At 58.8% G+C, this 18,337-nt stretch carries 13 protein-coding genes; 5 read left to right on the top strand and 8 right to left on the bottom strand.

Annotated elements, in window-relative coordinates:
- Positions 1–235: 235 nt before the first annotated feature.
- Positions 236–1,036 carry a DeoR/GlpR family DNA-binding transcription regulator gene (locus tag IB238_RS12155; protein ID WP_192246544.1) on the bottom strand — a complete coding sequence of 267 codons (801 nt, stop codon included), beginning with the start codon at positions 1,034–1,036 and terminating at the stop codon, positions 236–238.
- Between the two features lie 255 nt (positions 1,037–1,291).
- Between IB238_RS12155 and IB238_RS12150 the strand changes: the two genes are divergently transcribed.
- From IB238_RS12150 to IB238_RS12130, 5 genes are all read left to right on the top strand, one after another.
- On the top strand, positions 1,292–2,170 hold the full coding sequence (locus IB238_RS12150; protein WP_192247731.1) for a phosphotransferase: 879 nt from the start codon (positions 1,292–1,294) through the stop codon (positions 2,168–2,170).
- Positions 2,171–2,182: 12 nt separating this feature from the next.
- Positions 2,183–4,630, top strand: a complete 2,448-nt coding sequence (locus tag IB238_RS12145; RefSeq protein ID WP_192246542.1) for an FAD-dependent oxidoreductase — start codon at positions 2,183–2,185, stop codon at positions 4,628–4,630.
- Between the two features lie 359 nt (positions 4,631–4,989).
- Positions 4,990–6,207, top strand: coding sequence for a polysaccharide biosynthesis/export family protein (locus tag IB238_RS12140; RefSeq protein WP_192246540.1), 1,218 nt, complete (start codon positions 4,990–4,992; stop codon positions 6,205–6,207).
- Between the two features lie 145 nt (positions 6,208–6,352).
- A complete protein-coding gene (locus IB238_RS12135; RefSeq protein WP_192246538.1) occupies positions 6,353–8,380 on the top strand; it encodes a capsular polysaccharide biosynthesis protein in 2,028 nt (675 codons plus the stop codon).
- Positions 8,381–8,544: 164 nt separating this feature from the next.
- A complete protein-coding gene (locus tag IB238_RS12130) occupies positions 8,545–9,984 on the top strand; it encodes a hypothetical protein (protein ID WP_192246536.1) in 1,440 nt (479 codons plus the stop codon).
- Positions 9,985–10,043: 59 nt separating this feature from the next.
- Here the strand turns inward: IB238_RS12130 and IB238_RS12125 are convergent, their stop codons facing one another.
- From IB238_RS12125 to cysD, 7 genes are all read right to left on the bottom strand, one after another.
- Positions 10,044–11,069 (bottom strand): DUF2793 domain-containing protein, encoded by a 1,026-nt coding sequence (locus IB238_RS12125; RefSeq protein WP_192246534.1) that lies wholly within the window; start codon positions 11,067–11,069, stop codon positions 10,044–10,046.
- 293 nt (positions 11,070–11,362) lie between these two features.
- On the bottom strand, positions 11,363–12,028 hold the full coding sequence (locus IB238_RS12120; protein ID WP_192246532.1) for an ABC transporter ATP-binding protein: 666 nt from the start codon (positions 12,026–12,028) through the stop codon (positions 11,363–11,365).
- Entirely contained in the window at positions 12,025–12,819 is a 795-nt protein-coding gene (locus IB238_RS12115; RefSeq protein ID WP_192246530.1) for an ABC transporter permease, read from the bottom strand. The genes IB238_RS12120 and IB238_RS12115 overlap by 4 nt, the downstream gene beginning before the upstream one ends.
- A 38-nt stretch (positions 12,820–12,857) precedes the next feature.
- Positions 12,858–14,264 carry a hypothetical protein gene (locus IB238_RS12110; RefSeq protein ID WP_192246528.1) on the bottom strand — a complete coding sequence of 469 codons (1,407 nt, stop codon included), beginning with the start codon at positions 14,262–14,264 and terminating at the stop codon, positions 12,858–12,860.
- Positions 14,265–14,453: 189 nt separating this feature from the next.
- Positions 14,454–15,305 (bottom strand): 3'(2'),5'-bisphosphate nucleotidase CysQ, encoded by an 852-nt coding sequence (cysQ, locus tag IB238_RS12105; protein ID WP_192246526.1) that lies wholly within the window; start codon positions 15,303–15,305, stop codon positions 14,454–14,456.
- Between the two features lie 130 nt (positions 15,306–15,435).
- Positions 15,436–17,352 (bottom strand): sulfate adenylyltransferase subunit CysN, encoded by a 1,917-nt coding sequence (gene cysN / locus IB238_RS12100; RefSeq protein WP_192246524.1) that lies wholly within the window; start codon positions 17,350–17,352, stop codon positions 15,436–15,438.
- Positions 17,352–18,251, bottom strand: a complete 900-nt coding sequence (gene cysD / locus IB238_RS12095; RefSeq protein ID WP_192246522.1) for a sulfate adenylyltransferase subunit CysD — start codon at positions 18,249–18,251, stop codon at positions 17,352–17,354. Before cysD ends, cysN begins: the two co-directional genes overlap by 1 nt.
- Positions 18,252–18,337: the final 86 nt, after the last annotated feature.

Raw genomic sequence — 18,337 nt, 5'->3', positions numbered from 1 at the left:
GTTATCTGGCGAGAAGAGTTTCAATGGCGGATTGTCGCTCGAAAATGAGCCAAAATGCGTCTGGCATGATTTCTGCTTCAGATATCACGAGGTCCAGAGGGGACCCGCACAGAGAAGCGTCCACGAAGAGCGCTCCGGAAATGCCGCCGTCCAGCTTGTCGAGCTTGTTGAGCTTAGATCCTGACGGCGGCATTTTTGTCTCTGTCTCTTGAGCGTGTCGAGGCTGGTTGAGTGCTCAGACATCCCGCGAGCTTGCGAGCACGAGCGTGACATTGTTCTGGTCCAGCATGCGGCGGATATCTGCGGGCGGTTCCGAGTCGGTGACCAGTACGTCGTAGGTGTCGGGCGGAGCAATCGTGATCGGCGCCGAACGGCCGAACTTCTGGCCATCCGCGACGATGATCCGGTTCTGCGCATGGCGCGCCGCAATGCGGGAGATATCGGCCTCCTGCATGTCCTGCAGCATGAAGCCGGAACGCGCGTTGATCGCGGTGACCGACAGGATTGCATGCTGCAGATTGAAACGCTCGATGTAACTGAGCGCTTCTATGCCGAAGGTTCCGGCATCGTGTGCGCGAAGTTCACCGCCGGCGAAGTAGACACGGTTGTTGTTGCGTGTCGCGAGCGTATGCGCGACCGAAAGCGAATTCGTGACGACGAAGAGGTCGTGGTGCTTCTGAAGGGCGACGGCAATGAATGCAGTCGTCGAGCCGATGTCGAGAAAGAGGCTGTCGCCGTTCTTGACCATCGTGGCGACCTTCGCGGCGATCAGGCGCTTCGGCTCCGGGTTGACGTTCATGCGAAAATGCAGCGGCTGCTCGCTCACGCTGTCGGTGATGTGGACGCCACCGTGAACTTTCGTGACGAGGCCGTTTGCCTCCAGCGTGCGGATGTTGCGGCGGATCGTCTCTTCCGAGACCCGCAGGCGCTCCGCGAGGAACTGGATCCGGCTGGAGCCGCCGGCAAGTCGCAGTTCGTCCAGTATTTCGCGTTCGCGATGATTGGAAAGCGTGGGTGTATTGGTTGGCGTATCCATGCCGTTCCCTGTGCTGCGATCTGCGGTAAACGCCGATGCATCGTCATAATTCATGGCGTCCGCGGCGCAAAGAGTTGCGCGCATAAAGCCCAAAGAATCAACGTCGACTTCGACGCTGCACGGCGCAGAATACAACAAAAAGCCATGTGTGTGTTAGATTTTGTGGATTTCTCTTGACAGACCTTGGCGGGTGCGGGAGCTTTTCCAAAAATGAGCGCGTCACGGAGGCGCGCCGGGGAACGGACAAAAATGGACTTGGCGGCGCTGGATACGATCCGTTCGCTGCCCCTGTGGAATGGCGCACCGGAGGTGAGCGTTCTGCCGGGGGGGATTACCAATCGAAACTATCGGGTTGTCGACAATGGGCGAACTTATGTCGTCCGGCTGGGCGATGATATTCCGGTCCACCAGATCAGCCGGCAGAACGAGGTCGCGGCAAGCCGGGCCGCCCATGCGGCCGGAATCTCTCCGGCGGTCGTTCACCACCAACCCGGAATTCTCGTCCTCGACCATATTTGCGGCCGGACACTGACGCCGGAGGACGTCCGATCCCCCGCCTATCTCCAGCGCATCGTGCCGCTTATCCAAACTTGCCACCGTGAGACCGGACGACACTATCGCGGGGCGGCGACGATTTTCTGGGCCTTTCATGTCATCGAGGATTATGCCGCGACACTGGTCGAAGCCGGTAGCCCGCATGTTCCGCGACTGAAGGGGCTTATTCAGGCCTCGCGGGCGCTCGAAGCGGCGGCCGGGCCTTACGACATTGTCTTCGGCCACAACGATCTTCTTGCCGCGAACTTTCTAGATGACGGTGAACGGCTTTGGCTGATCGACTGGGACTATGCCGGCTACAACACACCGCTCTTCGATCTCGGTGGGCTGGCGTCCAACAACGAATTCAGTGAAGCCCAGGAGATGTGGCTGCTGGAGACCTATTTCGAGCGGCCGGCGCGCGGCGATCTATGGCGGCGGTATCAGGCGATGAAATGCGCCTCGCTGCTGCGGGAGACCCTGTGGAGCATGGTCTCGGAGCTCCATTCGACCATCGATTTCGACTACGCCAGCTACACGGCCGACAATCTCGCCCGGTTCGAGCGGGCGTATGACCAATTCCAGCATTCAGAAGCATAAGGAGCGGGAGCGATGAAGGAGCTTCCAGCGAGCGCAAAGGCTGTCGTCATCGGCGGCGGGATCATCGGCTGCTCGACGGCCTATCATCTGGCGAAGCTCGGCTGGACCGACACCGTTCTCCTGGAACGCAAGAAGCTGACGTCGGGAACGACCTTCCACGCGGCAGGCCTCGTCGGGCAATTGCGCACGAGTGCCAACATCACCCAGCTCCTCGGCTACTCGGTTGACCTATACAAGAAGCTCGAGGCCGAGACGGGACTGGGGACCGGCTGGAAGATGAATGGGGGGCTTCGGCTTGCCTGTAATGAGGAGCGGTGGACTGAGGTCAGGCGCCAGGCGACGACCGCACGATCCTTCGGCCTGGAGATGGAGCTGCTGACACCTAAGCAGGCGCAGGAACTTTGGCCGCTGATGACGATCGACGATCTCGTCGGTGCGGCATTCCTCCCAACAGACGGCCAGGCCAATCCGTCCGACATCACGCAGGCGCTGGCGCGCGGGGCGACGATGGCGGGTGCTGCGATTTTCGAGGACACCGAAGTCACTGACATTGAGATCGACAACGGGCGCATTCGCGCCGTCGTCACCGCACGCGGCCGGATCGAGTGCGAGCGTGTCGTTGTCTGTGCCGGGCAATGGACGCGGGAATTCGCCGCCCGCTTCGGCGTGAACGTACCGCTGGTGCCGATGGAGCACCAGTATCTCATCACGGAAGCTTTCGGCGTACCCACGAACCTGCCGACGCTGCGCGACCCTGACCGGCTGACCTACTACAAGGAAGAGGTCGGCGGCCTTGTCATGGGCGGCTATGAGCCGAACCCGGCGCCCTGGGCGACAAGCGGTATTCCTGAAGGCTTCCACTACAGCCTGCTCAATCCCGATCTAGAACGCTTCGAGCAGATCATGGAACTCGCCCTCGGCAGGGTGCCTGCGCTCGAAACCGCCGGCGTGAAGCAGCTTCTGAACGGCCCCGAGAGCTTTACGCCGGATGGCAACTTCATCCTCGGCGAAGCGCCGGGCTTGCGGAATTTCTTCATCGGCGCCGGCTTCAACGCCTTCGGCATCGCGTCCGGCGGTGGGGCGGGCATGGCGCTTGCCGAATGGGTGGCGAACGGCGAGCCGCCCTTCGATCTTTGGCCGGTCGACATACGCCGCTTCGGCCGACCGCATTTCGACACCGATTGGATCCGCCGCCGAACAGTCGAGGCGTACGGCAAGCATTACACAATGGCGTGGCCTTCCGAAGAGCATGCCAGCGCGCGCCCGTTTCGTACCTCGCCACTCTATGATCGTCTGAAGGCACAAGGCGCCTGCTTTGGCGAAAAGCTGGGTTGGGAGCGGCCCAACTGGTTTGCCGACCTCAATGCGAAAGAAAAGCCGCAGGACATTTACACCTACGGCCGGCCGAACTGGTTCCCGGCCGTCGCTCGGGAACACCGTGCTGTGCGGGAGGCGGCGGTGATCTTCGACCAGACCTCCTTTGCCAAGTTCGTGTTGAAGGGAAGGGATGCCGAACGGGCGCTATCCTGGATCGCCGCAAACAACGTGGCTCGCCGACCGGGCTCTGTGATCTACACCCAGATGCTCAATGACCACGGCGGCATCGAATGCGATTTGACGGCCGCGCGGATCGCGGAGGACGAATATTACATCGTCACCGGGACCGGATTCGCTACCCATGACTCCGATTGGATTGCGCGCAATATTCCAGCCGGGCTGGATGCGGCATTGGAAGATGTGACGGACAAATGGTCCGTGCTGGTGGTCATGGGGCCGAAATCCCGCTCGATCCTGGAAAGGCTGACGAAGGACGACGTATCGAACAAGGGATTCCCCTTTGCCACCGTCCGGGCCATCACGGTGGCCGGTCGCCCAGTGCGGGCGATGCGCATAACCTATGTCGGCGAGCTCGGTTGGGAGCTCCACATGCCTGTTGAGGATGCGGCCGCTGTCTACGATGCGCTAATGGAGGCGGGCAGGGGAGACGGACTGGCAAACGCCGGCTATCGCGCGCTGGAAACCTGCAGGCTCGAAAAGGGTTATCGCGCCTGGGGCTCCGATATCGGACCAGATCATACGCCGGTCGAGGCTGGTCTCGCCTGGGCTGTGAAGACGCGTAGCGCAACCGATTTTCGTGGCAGGGCGGCGATCGAGCGGCAATTGGCCGAAGGGGTGCGAAAGCTCCTTGTCTGTTTCGTGCCAGATGATCCGGAAACGATACTACTCGGCCGCGAGACAATCTACCGAAACGGCGAAAGGGCGGGGTGGCTCACCAGCGGCGGCTTCGGCCACACGATCGGTCGGCCAATCGGCTTTGGCTATGTGCGCAATCGGGACGGCGTCGATCCTGACTATGTGCTTTCCGGGCGTTACGAACTGGACGTGGCCGGCAGGCGCGTGCCCTGCACGCCACATCTGACGCCGTTGTACGATCCGGCCAACGGCCGCGTCAGGAACTAATGGCGCGGAGGATGCCGCCTGTCTCTTCAAACCAGCGTCTGATTCCGGATTAAGGGCGCAATGCGCGGCGAAATACTGATTTTCTGCACCATCAAATGCGCCCTATTTGCCGCACTCAGTCGTAAATTCTCGTGGAAAAGCGGCATTTTAGCGAGGCGCCGCGAAATCGGCTTTTCTTGGCGTAACGAATGTGCAAGGGATTTGCTCCATGGTGACGGCGGACGCCTATCGTGGCACGGTCTAGGGGACAGATCGCGGTGGGACATTGACTTTTCCATCGACACGTTTGATGGGGCGGACCGTTGTCCGTTTTCGGCGCTGTATCTTAAAAGGGTATGGCGAAGGGGAATTGCAGTGTGATGAACAAGAATAAAAGCATCGGCAACTCGGAAACGAGGCGTGCGCGGTCTCTGGCGCGCTTCGCAGTCGGCGTAGCGCTGTTGACGCTTTCCGGCTGCCTTGTTCCGAGCGATGGTCCGCTGACCCACGAGGTGATCGAATCGGGTGCTGCGGGTGGCAGTTCCTACAAGATTCCGCAGACCAAGATCGTCTTCGATGTTGTGGAGATCGACCAGCGTGTTGCCAATGGGGTAACCACGCTGGGTACGCCGAGCCTTGCGCGCACCTTCGGTTTCGGTGGAGCCGGTGGCGTGCCTGTGATCGGCGTGGGTGACAGTCTCGACGTGACGATATTCGAAGCCGGACCCGATGGGCTCTTCTCGACGACGGATCGCAAATCGACGACGATCCCGGTGGTCGTGCAGCCGGACGGCCGCGGCCAGATTCCTTATGTAGGATCGGTACGCTTTGCCGGCATGACGCTTGAGACGGCGCGCACGACGATCGTGGATGCGCTGAAGGCGAAGGCCGTCGAGCCGGATGTGCTCGTGTCAATGTCCGGAAACGAGTCGCGCAACGTCTCCGTTCAGGGCGACGTCAACAAGGCAGGGCTGGTTCCCCTTGGACTCAGCGCCGAACACCTGAGTGAGGTGTTGGCGCGGGCAGGCGGAGCGTCGAAGCCGGCATATGACACCTATGTAACGCTCAAACGCGGCGGTCGCACGGGAATGGTTCTGTTGCAGACGATCGTGGACAACCCGAAGGAAGACATCATCGTCAAGCCTGCCGATCAGATCTACCTGACATTTGATCCGCAGACCTTCTCGGCTTTGGGGCAGACGGTAAAGACTGGCAAAGTTCCGTTCGATTCAAGTGGTCTCAGCCTGATCGAAGCAGCGGCACTTGCCGGCGGCGGCAGGATGACGACGGCCGACCCGAAGGGTTACTTCATCTTCCGCTACGAAAATGAGAGCGTCTATCGCCACGTCGTCGGCGACGACCGGTTCCGCGATTTGCTGGCCAAGGGCATGACGTCTGATGGACAGGGGCGTTATCCGATCATTTACCGACTGGACCTGGGGCAAGCGCAGAGCTACATCGTTGCGCAGTCGTTCCCGGTTCGCAACCGCGACGTGATCTATCTCTCGCGTCATCCGGCGTCCGATTTCGCCAGGTTCATGGCGGTGGTAACGGGAACGGCTTCAGCGGCCTACAATATCAATCGAACTTTCTACTGAAGGCTCTATACTCTCATCGCCGACTTTTATGGAGGGCGTCGGCCATGCCGGCGCCCTTTTGATTTCAGGTGTTTCCGGGCGAATGGCGCACAGAAGTGCCGGAACTAGATCCGGCAGGCAAGCCAACCAAAGATGGGATCGCATCGTGGGTGAGGTGAAACGAAGGACCTGTGCCGTCACCTCCGCCGGTCTATGGCGGATCCGGGCCGATATATCGCGCCTCCTTGATGCCAACATTGTTCTCTGGCCGCTTGGCAACCCTGCCCGTGTCGATGCCTTCGTCGGCTGGGGCTGGAGGCCATCGGGACGTCGGGCGAACGCGCTGTCGATGCGCACCGGGAAACCTGCGATTTTACTCGAAGATGGCTTTCTGAAGGGTTTTGCGCCGGGGCCGGACGAGCCTTCCCACGCCTTCGTCATCGATGATGAGGGCATCTATTTCGATGCAACCGGAGCGAGCCGACTGCAGTCCCTTTTGGAAAATCCGGCAACGAGCCCGCATGATCTGGGGCGGGCACGAAGCCTGATGGCGACGATACGCCAGGCCCAATTGTCAAAGTACAACAATGGCGCGATCATTGGGCTCAAAGATGCGGGTATTCCCTACGGCCACCCCTATGTCCTGCTCGTGGATCAGGTCGCGGGCGATGCTTCGATTGCCGGCTCGCTGGCCGATGACGAAACCTTTGCTGTGATGTTGAAGCATGCGGCCGAGCACCATGCCGGAAAGACGATCGTCGTGCGCACGCATCCGGCGGCCGGTGAGCGAAGCCTGCTTCGCCAGGCGGCCGAACGGCTCGGTATCAAGATCGTCGTTCCTCCGCCAATGAATCCCTGGCCACTTCTGGAAGAGGCGGACACCATATACACCGTGTCGAGCCAACTTGGTTTCGAGGCGTTGATGGCCGGCAAACCGGTCCACTGCTTTGGCGTCACCTTCTATTCCGGACGAGGTGTCACGACGGATCATGTCCGGGCACCAGCCACGCGCTCGCCGGCGAGTGTCGAGCAGATATTCGATGCGGCATACATTAGGTACACGCGCTATCTGGATCTCCATGACCGCACCGATTGCGAGATCGAGCGCGCGATTGAGCAGGCGATCACGGTTCGCGACCAGCGGCGCCGATTGCCGAAAAGGGTCGTTACCGCGGGCATGTCGCTCTGGAAGCGCAAGGCGCTGACACCCTTTCTGAAGGGGATGCGCGGTGCTCCCCTGCATGCCCGGAATCTGGAACTTGCGACGCGCAGGGCGTCGGAGATCGGTGGCGTGATTGCTGTTTGGGGTTCAGATCGGCGGTTGCCAGCGGGGTCCGAGGTCCGCCGAATTGAGGACGGTTTTATCCGCTCGAAAGGACTCGGTGTCTCACTCGTCATGCCGTCGTCCGTCGCTCTGGACGGAGACACGGTCTATTATGATGCGCGCAAGCCGAGTGGGCTGGAGCGACTCATCGCCAGTGCCGAATTCGACGTCGCGCTGCTTCAGCGCGCTGAGGCGTTGCGCCTGACGCTGATTGAGCGCGGGATATCGAAATACAATGTCGGTACCGCCGCATCGATGCCGTCTGTACCGGGCGGTCGGCTGAAAATACTGGTGCCGGGGCAGGTGGAGAAGGATGCCTCGATACGCTTCGGCTCGCCCGAGATTAAGTCCAATTCGGCCCTGGTGGCGGCGGTGCGGCGTCTCTACCCCGATGCCTATGTCGTTTACAAGGAACATCCGGACGTTGTTTCCGGCACGCGCTCCGGCGGGATGGTACCAGGTGCAGCCGATCGGATCGTTCAGGAAGGCGACATTATGCATTGGATTGGCTGGGCCGACCGAGTGGAAACGATGACCTCACTTGCAGGCTTCGAGGCCCTCTTGCGCGGAAAGGCGGTGGGCGTCCACGGGATGCCCTTCTACGCGGGCTGGGGACTGACGGAAGATCGCTATCCGATCGAGCGGCGGACAAGGCGCATCGATTTGCCGATGCTGGTTGCTGCAACGCTGATCCTCTATCCGCTCTACATCCATCCCCTTAGCGGGATGCCTTGCCGTCCAGAGGAGCTGGTCCGGGAGATCGCTGACGGGCGGGCTGCCACACGATCGATTGCCGATCGCTCGATATCGCGCATCGCGCGTGCGGCAAACAGGATCGCTGTGAGGCTGCGGGACCGGCGTCTCGGTTGAGAAGCAGGTTGCATGAGTGAACTGCTGCCGGCTGCGGGAACAACTCACCTGCGAAAAAAGTAACAGTATGGAAGAATTATTGAACGTGTTTCGGTTGATGAGATTGATCTTTTATGCAAAGACCAAGCAACCCTAGCGCATCCATTACGCAAAGCTGGAAAATTATGCCAAGCACACGCGATTCATTGAATCGGCCGAACGAGCGCGTGCGCGGGGACAGGCCTTCTGGCAGGATGCCGACGTCGCCGCTCATCTATCTCAATCTCCGCCGCAAGCCGGCCAATCCGTTTCCCGCAAAGAGCGTTCCGCGCGTTTTGTTTCTGCAGGGGCCCGTCGGGCCGTTCTTTCGCAAGGCGCAAGCGCTGCTGAACGAAAGTGGATTCGATGCGTGGCGCGTCTGCTTCAATGTTGGCGACCGGCTATTTGCACTGCGAGAAAAGACGCTGAGTTTTTCCGGTACAGTGGACGCCTGGGACGCTTGGCTTTCTGAAATGGTCAGCGCGCACGGTTTCGACTTTGTCGTCCTGTTCGGTTGCGAGAGAGAAATCCATCGGGTTGCCATCGCGCGCTGCGAAAAGCTGGGCGTTCCGGTGATCTGTCTTGAGGAAGGGTATCTTCGCCCCGGCAACATCACGCTTGAATTGGGCGGCAACAACTGGCGTTCCCCGATCGCGGGCAAGTTACCGCCCACGGATTTTTCAGGGCGACTGTCAGATCGTCCGAAAGGCGCTTCCTACCCCTCATCGTTCGGCGCCATGGCGTCGTATGCCTTCCTCTATTTTTCGCTTCGAAACCTCTTTTCGAGCAAGACCGAGCGCAAACTTTTTCACAAGCAGAAGCGCATGCTCGCATCAGAGGCCTTCTACTGGTTCAAGAACTACTACCGGAAGTTCCGTAATCTCAACTCCAACTACCGCTGCGTCGAGAAGCTTCTCGAACACTATGACCGGAAATATTACCTTATTCCGCTTCAGGTTCACGACGACAGCCAGTTGGGGCGTGCGGCCGGTAGTTGGAACAGCCAGAAACTGATCCTGAAGTCGATCGTTTCTTTTGCGCGCAATGCCCCAGCCACGCACCAGTTGGTGTTCAAGATTCACCCTATGGAACGCGGGCACAGTCGGGATCGTCAGTTCATCGAGCAGGTAAGCCTTCTCAACGACGTCGCCGACCGGGTTCACATCATCGACGGCGGTTCACTCGGATTGTTGACACGCCACGCCGCGGGCATGGTTACGATCAACAGCACCTCTGGTTTTTCTGCCATCCAACACGGCATCCCGCTAGCCATTATGGGCCAGGCGATCTATCGACATCCCGAATTGGCCTTCTGCGTCGACAAGGGTATTGATCTCGACAAATTCTGGACCTGGAACAAGGTGGCTCCTGGTGAGGTTCGCAGCCGGTATCTTTCTTGGCTGCATGAAAAGTGCCTGCAACCCGGCGATTTCTACGCCTATGAAGGGGTGGAGGTTGCAATCCGGGCACTGCGGGACAAACTCATGGATCCTGTTGCTCGCAAAGGTTGCGAACGTGGAACTCCAGAGGCCAAGGTGCTCGACGGACATTTTCGAGAGACTCCTCCAGGCGCCGCGTTAGGTTGAAGTGGACCGATCGCGCTGCCGCGATCGGTCTGATGGCCTTTGATATCCGCCCGCAACGCTCAGGTCAGCGCTACGATGAACAACTCCGTTTTGTCGAGATTGAAGTCGAAGCTTCCTCCCTGATGACGCAGAGCAATCCACTCATCCTTGGCGATCGGAAAGACGCCGGTAAAGGAGAGTTTTCGTCCAGTGGGGTTTCCGGGTTGCGTCAACGTGTTGGTGATGCTTCTGGTGCCATTGATCACAATGTCGATCTGGAAGAAGGCGCTGCTGGCTGGGACAACGGAGAGGGCGATCAGGTAGTGTGCAGAGGCCGGGGCGACAAGCTGTTGCCCAGTGCCACTCGGAACGGGAGCGCCCAGTCTAAATCCGCCGGTTGCAAACTCCATATCAGTGAAGCCTGTAAGACTTCCCGCGGCAGGGCTCTGAATGCCACCTGTCAGCCAGACCCTGGCGGCTGGCCGCAAAGGCGTGGCGACATGGCCCGTCTCATCAATGCTAAGCGCGGTCTGCCAGTCCCCCTCGGCATTCGCTACCTTGATTGCGAAATTGTTGCTCCCAGTGAGGCCCAGTTCAGCATGCCCTGTCCAGTTCGACTGGAAGATCAGGCTAGCTGTGTCGGCTGGGCTGGCTTTGTTGATCTTCAAGCGGTGGTCGGTCGCGTTATGCGAGAGAAGGCTCGCATCCGCCGCAACGGATAGCCGATTGATTTCGTCGGGTGTGGCATTGACGCCTAGGGTAGGAAACTGGGCGAACCGCTGCCAGTGACTACCGTCATGAATGTGCAGATGTTGTTCAGTCGTGCACCAGGCGATCCAACCCTCCTTTGGCTGCACGAAGTGCCATCCACCGTCGCGCCATTGCGCAACGGCGCCCGCTGCGGCGTTCCATGCGCCGGTCGGTTCTGTATCGACGCCGAAGCAGGCGCCTTCAACGGGTGTGGCGGGCGGGGCGTTCCCGATGCTTGCCAGCACCAGCTGGACCATTGTGTCCAGTACATCGAGAGCTTCGTTGTGCGGTACATGCTTCTGCGCTTGGGAAGGCAGAATGTAGGGTAGCCCCAGTCGCCTCGTATGGTCTTGCATGATTGTCTCCTGAACTTGTAATGGCTCAGGATAAACTCACAGGCGACACGGGGAAGATTCTGCCGTCAGGGGACGGACGGCGACACGACCCGAAATACCGTGCAATCATCGTGGTAGAAAGATAGCCGAGGCGTCACGTCCACTCTATTAAGCTGCTGACTTTAAAAAAGAATTCTTCTTATCTACGAAATAATGCTAGTTGGAACGAGACGGTGCATTTGCCGTTCTGGTGCGCCAAACGCCCGTTAATCCGCTTTGCGGAGTCACGCAGACGTCCCCGCTCTGGCCAAAGTCTACTTTCCTTGCGCGAGATTGGCTTCATGAACTTCGATCGCCTCCTCGATATCGTCATAGAAGGTGATCTTCCCGTCTTTCATGACGCCGCCCACGTGGCAAAAGGCGCGCAGCAATGAGGACGAGTGGGAGACGAGAAGCAACGTAGCGTTCTCGCGGCGCTCGTCGAATACACGTTTGCTCTTTTTCTTGAAGTTCGTGTCACCAACAGCGATCACCTCATCGATGAGATAGTATTCGAAATCGATCGCCATGCAGATCCCGAAGGCAAGTCTTGCACGCATACCGGCCGAATAGGTCCTCACTGGCATGTCGAGGTAGGTTCCAAGTTCCGAGAAGTCCTTGACGAATTCCAGAACCTCGTTGCGGTCCTTGCCGTAGATGTCGGCGATGAAACGAGTATTCTGGGTCCCGGTCAGTCGACTGTGGACACCACCCTTGAATCCCAGCGGCCAGGAGATCTTGCCTTCCCGATAGATGCGCCCCGAGGTCGGGGTATCAATGCCGGAAATGAGATTCATCAGCGTAGACTTGCCGGCACCGTTACGTCCGAGAATGCCGATATTCATGCCAGGGCGAAATGCCGCCGAAAAATTCTCAAGAATCACCTTCTTGCCGCCGCGCGGATTCTTGAAGACCTTGGTTACGTTGTCGAAGACTATCATTCGCTTTCTAGCAATTTGTTGCGGTACACCCGCTCCAGCGACAGGCCGGCTACCAGCAATCCCGTCGCTACCGACAAAAGATAGGCTTTGTCCAGGATGCTGTTGTAGTCGAGATAGGTTGCAGATCGGAACCATTCGACGCAATGCAAGAACGGGTTCCAGGAGATGATGGCGAGCACCGACGGCGGGAGCGTTGCCGGCACAAAAACGACGCCGGACGCCAGCATCAGGGGCATGTTGGCATAGCTGAGGATCTTGGCCCAGATGGGAACCAGCGTTCCAACCACTGCATTGAAAACCGCGAACGAGAACGCAAAATACGCGATGGCCAGGATGGCGGCACCGAATTCCAACGGGTAGACGATGATCTTGCGGTCAAGTCCTGCATACATGAAGAATATGAAAAGGGTGCAGACGATCACCCAGATGATCACCTCCAGAATGAACGCCGCAATAATCGTGTCGAGCGGCTTGACCAGCGGATAGGTCAGCATGGCCTGATTGTGTGACAGCCCGTTCGCTGCTTTGCGTGCAATCAGGTTTGTCATGCGAAATCCGATGACACCTGTCAAAAAAAACAGCATGGCGCTGTCGCCAAATGGCAATGCCGCCCGGACAAAGCCGTGCATCGAGAGGAACATGCCGACATAGATCGCTGGTTCCGCGAGGGTCCACAGATAGCCAATGCGGCTCTCTCCGAATCGCGTCACGCTGCTGCGGATAACAAGTGCAGCGATGACACGTCCGTTTTCCTTCAGGGCATAGCCGAAGCTCTTGTCCGTCAAGTACATTGTCGTGGCCTATACCTGATAGACGGAACCGCTGCGGATCAAATCGCGTGGTCCTTGATCGATTTGTAAGCGAAGAACCCGATAAGCCAGGCCGCAAAAAACGCCATGAAGCCAAGCATCGTATTCAAAACGCGTTGCGGGTACATGGCGATCTCAGGAAGGCGCGGGCTCACATAGGTTGCGAAGAATCGTTCCTGTTTCTGCGCCTCCACAAGGGCCGTTTCCAGGCCAGCCAAAGAGGTCGAATAGGCCTTCACCGCAAACTCCTGCTCGACCGTCAGCTTCGCAAAACGGTCTATGACATCGCTAACATTGTCGGACGCGGCGTCGGGATTGCGCCCCGTCTTTTTCGTAGACCCGCTGCCGAGGCGCGCTTTCTGTTCCGACAGTTGCGCTTCCAAGGCAAAAATTTGCCGCTCCAGGACCTTGGCCGAAGGTGCATCCCTGCTGACCGTATTCATCAACGCCCTGTATCGGGTGCGAACGGACGCGAGCTGCTCCTCAATCGATCCGATAATCGACGATTCCATTGTGGCCAGAGAGGTCGGATCGATCGCCTGTTCCGTCTGCCGCAATTGCGACATTTGTTCCCGCACGCTTGCGAGGCGATTCTCCGTGCGCTCGACCTGCTTGTTCACCACCCCGAGATACTGGTTGCGCGATTCCTCGGAAAGTCGGTTCACCAGGTTTTCCGCCACAAGGAGGATAGCATCCGTGACCCTCTTTGCATCTTCAGGTGTAAACGCGTAGACCTGCAGAGTGACGTTCCCAGTCGTGGAATTGAAGCTGACGTTCACCATGTCCTGCCAATAATTGACGAATTCGTCGAAGGGCGCGGCCACGTCGCTTTTATAGACAAAATCGATGCTGTCCCGAGCATAAACCTCCCTGATATCTAACCCCAACTGGTCTTTCATGTCCTGCAAGACTTGCTGGGAATGAATGTAGTCAGCCACGATGTAGGAGTCGCCCGCCTGGGGCGATGTGCCCATCAGCGAGCCGAGCCCGAGCGCGTTCAGCGAGCTTTGGTTCGCTCCGCGTACGGCAAACTGAGATTGGACTTCAAATTGAGGGCTGGCGATGAACGCGAAATAAAGCCCGGTCAGGATAGTCGGCACGATGACGGCGAGAGCGAATGAAATGGCGGCCCAATTGACCTTCTTCCGCTTTTTTTTAGCGAAATTCGGCATCTCGAAAATCGACTTTGTCGAAAACTTCTTGCCCGGTTCGGTCTTCGACCCGGGGAGTTCGTCATCGTCGTCGAACTCGTCACGCTTGACCTTTGCGCCGGCAGCGGCGGATGCCTCGCGGATTAGGCGCCGCTTCTGTCGTTCGGCGCGGTGCATGATGCGGGCCTTTGCCATGTCCAGAAGATTGCTAGCCTGCGGCTGAACGCGGGTTTCTGCTTCCGGCTCCGGTACTACGGGCGCAGATTCTTTCGTCACGTTGATACTCTCGCTGCTGGCTTGTAATTTTTTGTTAACTACCTGAACGCGTGGTAGTTTAGGCGATATGCTGCTACGTTACAAGGTCATGGGCACTCACATCTGCCGGGAACCCTATCTGTACATTTTGAGCGAAGCGGCCAAGAACTGCCGAAAATTGCCAAGTGAAGGTTTGAAGCGTCATTCGGGTCATTTTGTGACATGTGCGGCCTCTCCAGGAAGCTCCGAGCTCGCAGGGTCGCAATCGCGCGAGCGCCCCCAGCCGATGAAGGCGGGATTTGCAAACTCGGCGTCCTCAGTCTGGCTCGTCTTGCCGTAGATGAAAGGTGAGCCGTCAGGCTGGGAAAGGCGACCGCCCGCTGCCCGCAAAATCGCGTCTCCGGCGGCTGTGTCCCACTCCATTGTCCGACCGAAGCGCGGATAGACATCGGCTAGGCCTTCGGCAAGCAGGCAAAATTTGAGCGATGATCCAACGGACCGGTGGTCAGAAATGCCGTTTCTTTCGAGAAAGACGTCTGTTTGCGGATCGCTATGCGAGCGGCTCACCACAGCGGTCAGCTTATCGCCTCTGGTACGGCAACCGATCGCTCGTCTGCCCAAAATCGAGAAGTCCGGCCCGAACTCGATTTTTTCCGCATGGCCCACCGCTCCGGAAAAGGCAATCCTCAGCGCCGGTGCATAGACAACGCCGGCGACGGGCGTGCCATCGTCAATCAGCGCGATATTGACGGTGAATTCGTCCCGGCGATCGATGAACTCTCGCGTGCCATCCAGCGGGTCGACGAGAAAGAAGCGGCCGCCGGCGATGTTCGGCACACGTCCAGCCGCGACCGATTCCTCGGCCACAACCGGTATGTCGGGGAAGGCTGCGGCAAGTTGCGCCAGGATAATCGCCTCGGCGCGTTCGTCCGCCTCGGTAACGGGTGACTGGTCGTCCTTGTATGCGACCGTTGGCCCAGCGTCATAGACCGCAAGAATCGCCTTACCGGCGTCGATCGCAGCCTTTTCGAGAGTATCCAGTAAATGGGTGGGCAATGTCATAGTCTGCTCACGATGGTGTTCGCTTTGGACGTTTCAACCCGATCCGCCCCTTGCGCGCAAGCATTTTCGGCTTGCATTTTTGGCTTTACCCGTCGCGCCGTCCCGGTGGTTCGATCGTCGCATATGGGATCTACTCCACGGCATTATTTCTGCGGGTTGATCGGTTCTCCAGATAGCTTTCGATCTGCATTGCAAGTTCGCTCGGCTCATGCCCCAGCGTTTGCAGTCGGATCTCGGGAGAATCGGGCCGCTCATAGGGCGAGCTGATGCCGGTGAAGTTCGCCAGTTCACCGGCGAACGCCTTTTTGTACAGGCCCTTGGGATCGCGCCGCGCACACTCTTCCAGTGGTGTGTCGACGAAGATTTCGATGAAGTCGCCCGGTTCGAAAAGCTCTCGGGCCATTTGTCGCTCTGAGCGAAACGGTGAGATGACGGAGACGATGACGATCAGGCCGGCCTGCGTCATCAGGTGTGCCACCTCGGCGATCCGGCGTATATTCTCGACCCTGTCCTCGGGGGTGAAGCCCAAGTCTCGGTTGAGCCCATGGCGGACATTGTCACCATCCAGCACATAGGTATGCAGGCCCTTGGCATGCAGCAGTTTCTCGAGCGTGTTGGCGATTGTCGATTTGCCAGCGCCGGAAAGGCCGGTAAGCCAAAGGACTGCAGGTTTCTGGTGCTTCAACGCCGCACGGGCATGGCGGTCGATATCGAGGGCCTGCCACCGGATATTTGTCGCCCGCCGCAATGGATGGTCGATCATCCCGGCACCGATAGTCGCGTTGGTGAAGCGGTCGATCAGTACGAAGTTTCCAGTGGTGCGGTTGTCCTGGTAACGATCAAAAGCTATTGGCGCTTGCGTCGCGATGTTGCAGGCGCCGATTTCGTTCATGTGCAGCGACTTGGCGGCCTCGTGGGCGAAGTTTTTGATATCAACGTGGTATTTTAGCGTCGTCACCGTCGCTCCGACGCTGTCTACTTCCGTTCGTAGGATATAGGTTCGGCCTGGTATCATCGGCTCGGCTCCAAACCAGATGACATGGGCCATGAATTGGTCGGCCACTTCGGGACGATCACTGGGAGGTGCCAGCATGTCGCCGCGAGAGATGTCGATTTCGTCTTCCAGCACGACAGTGATGGCCTGTCCCTTGCCGGCATCGTGAAGATCTCCGTCGCCTGTGACAATCGACTTGACCTTTGAGGTACGGCCAGACTTGGCGGAGACGATCTCGTCGCCAACAGCGATGCGGCCGGACGCAATCTGTCCCGAAAATCCGCGAAATGCCTGATCGGGGCGGCTGACGAGCTGGACCGGCAAGCGGAACGGATTATCGAGATCGCGCTCGGCCACTACGACTGATTCCAGGTGTTCAAGCAGGGTTGTGCCCCGATACCAAGGCATGTTTTCGGACGGCCTGGTGACATTGTCGCCATAGCGCGCCGAGATCGGGATAGCGGCGATGGTTTCGAAATCAAGACCGTGTGCAAAGGAACGGAACTCGTTGGCATTGGCATCGAAGACCGACTGATCGTAGCCGACGATATCGATCTTGTTGACCGCAAGCACGACGTGGCGAATGCCAAGGAGCGAAGCGATAAAGGCGTGGCGTCGCGTTTGCTGCAGGATGCCCTGGCGGCAGTCGACGAGGACCACGGCTAGGTCAGCAGTCGAGGCGCCCGTCGCCATGTTGCGCGTGTATTCCTCGTGGCCGGGCGTGTCGGCGACGATAAAGCGCCGCTGTGCGGTTGCGAAGTAGCGATAGGCGACGTCGATCGTGATGCCCTGCTCACGTTCGGCCTCCAAGCCATCGAGCAGAAGGGCGAAGTCGGTCTCCGCGCCGGTGGTGCCGTGCCGAGCGCTGTCACGCTCCAGTGCCGCAAGCTGGTCGTCCAAGATCAATTTCGTATCGTAGAGCAGGCGCCCGATCAGTGTCGACTTGCCGTCGTCGACGGATCCGCAGGTGATAAAGCGGAGGAGCGATTTTTGCTCCTGGTCGGCAAGATAGTCCTGTAACCGTGCCGTTGCGTCGGCAGAAGCGGCCGTCATCAGAAATATCCTTCGCGTTTCTTCTTTTCCATCGAGCCCGCTTCGTCCTGGTCTATGAGACGGCCCTGGCGCTCGGAAGATCGGGTCGCAAGCATTTCACGCAGGATGTCGGGTACGGTCGCAGCGTCCGATTCAATCGCACCAGTCAGCGGATAGCAGCCAAGTGTGCGGAAGCGGATGAGCCGCTCCTCGATGCGCTCGCCGTCTGCGAGCGGCATGCGCGTGTCATCCGCCATGATCAGCATCCCGTTGCGCTTCACAACCGGGCGTCTGGCCGCGAAATAGAGCGGAACGACCGGTATCTCCTCTTTAAGAATATACTGCCAGACATCGAGCTCGGTCCAGTTGGACAGCGGGAAGACGCGGATCGATTCGCCTGGCGCGATACGCGTATTGTAGGTCTTCCACATCTCTGGGCGCTGGTTCCTGGGGTCCCAGGCGTGCTGCGCGGTGCGGAAGGAGAAGATGCGCTCCTTGGCACGCGATTTTTCCTCATCGCGCCGTGCGCCGCCGAATGCGGCGTCAAAACCGTACTTGTCCAGCGCCTGCCGGAGCGCAACCGTCTTCATGACATGGGTATGGATGCTGGAGCCGTGCGTGAACGGATTGATTTTCTGTTCGATACCGTCCGCGTTCGCATGAACGAGAAGCTCCAGGCCGAGCTTCGCGGCCGTGCGGTCGCGGAATGCGATCATCTCCCGAAATTTCCAGGTGGTGTCGACGTGCAGCAGCGGGAAGGGTGGCTTTGCGGGATAGAACGCCTTCATTGCCAGGTGCAGCATGACCGACGAATCCTTGCCGATCGAGTAAAGCATCACCGGCTTGGCGAAGGTTGCCGCGACTTCCCGAAAAATATGGATAGCTTCCGCTTCTAGGCGCTGAAGATGGGTGAGCGACATGATCTGAGCTGCCCTGTTGTAGATGGCTTCCTGCCATAGCGCTCTGATCGCGCCAGGAGGACCAATTCTGCCGTTTTTTACCCGGG

Source organism: Rhizobium sp. ARZ01 (assembly GCF_014851675.1).
In the GTDB taxonomy this organism is placed as follows: Bacteria; Pseudomonadota; Alphaproteobacteria; order Rhizobiales; family Rhizobiaceae; genus Mycoplana.
Note: the sequence above shows the minus strand (reverse complement) of the source record. Positions and strands in the feature narration are given on the sequence as shown.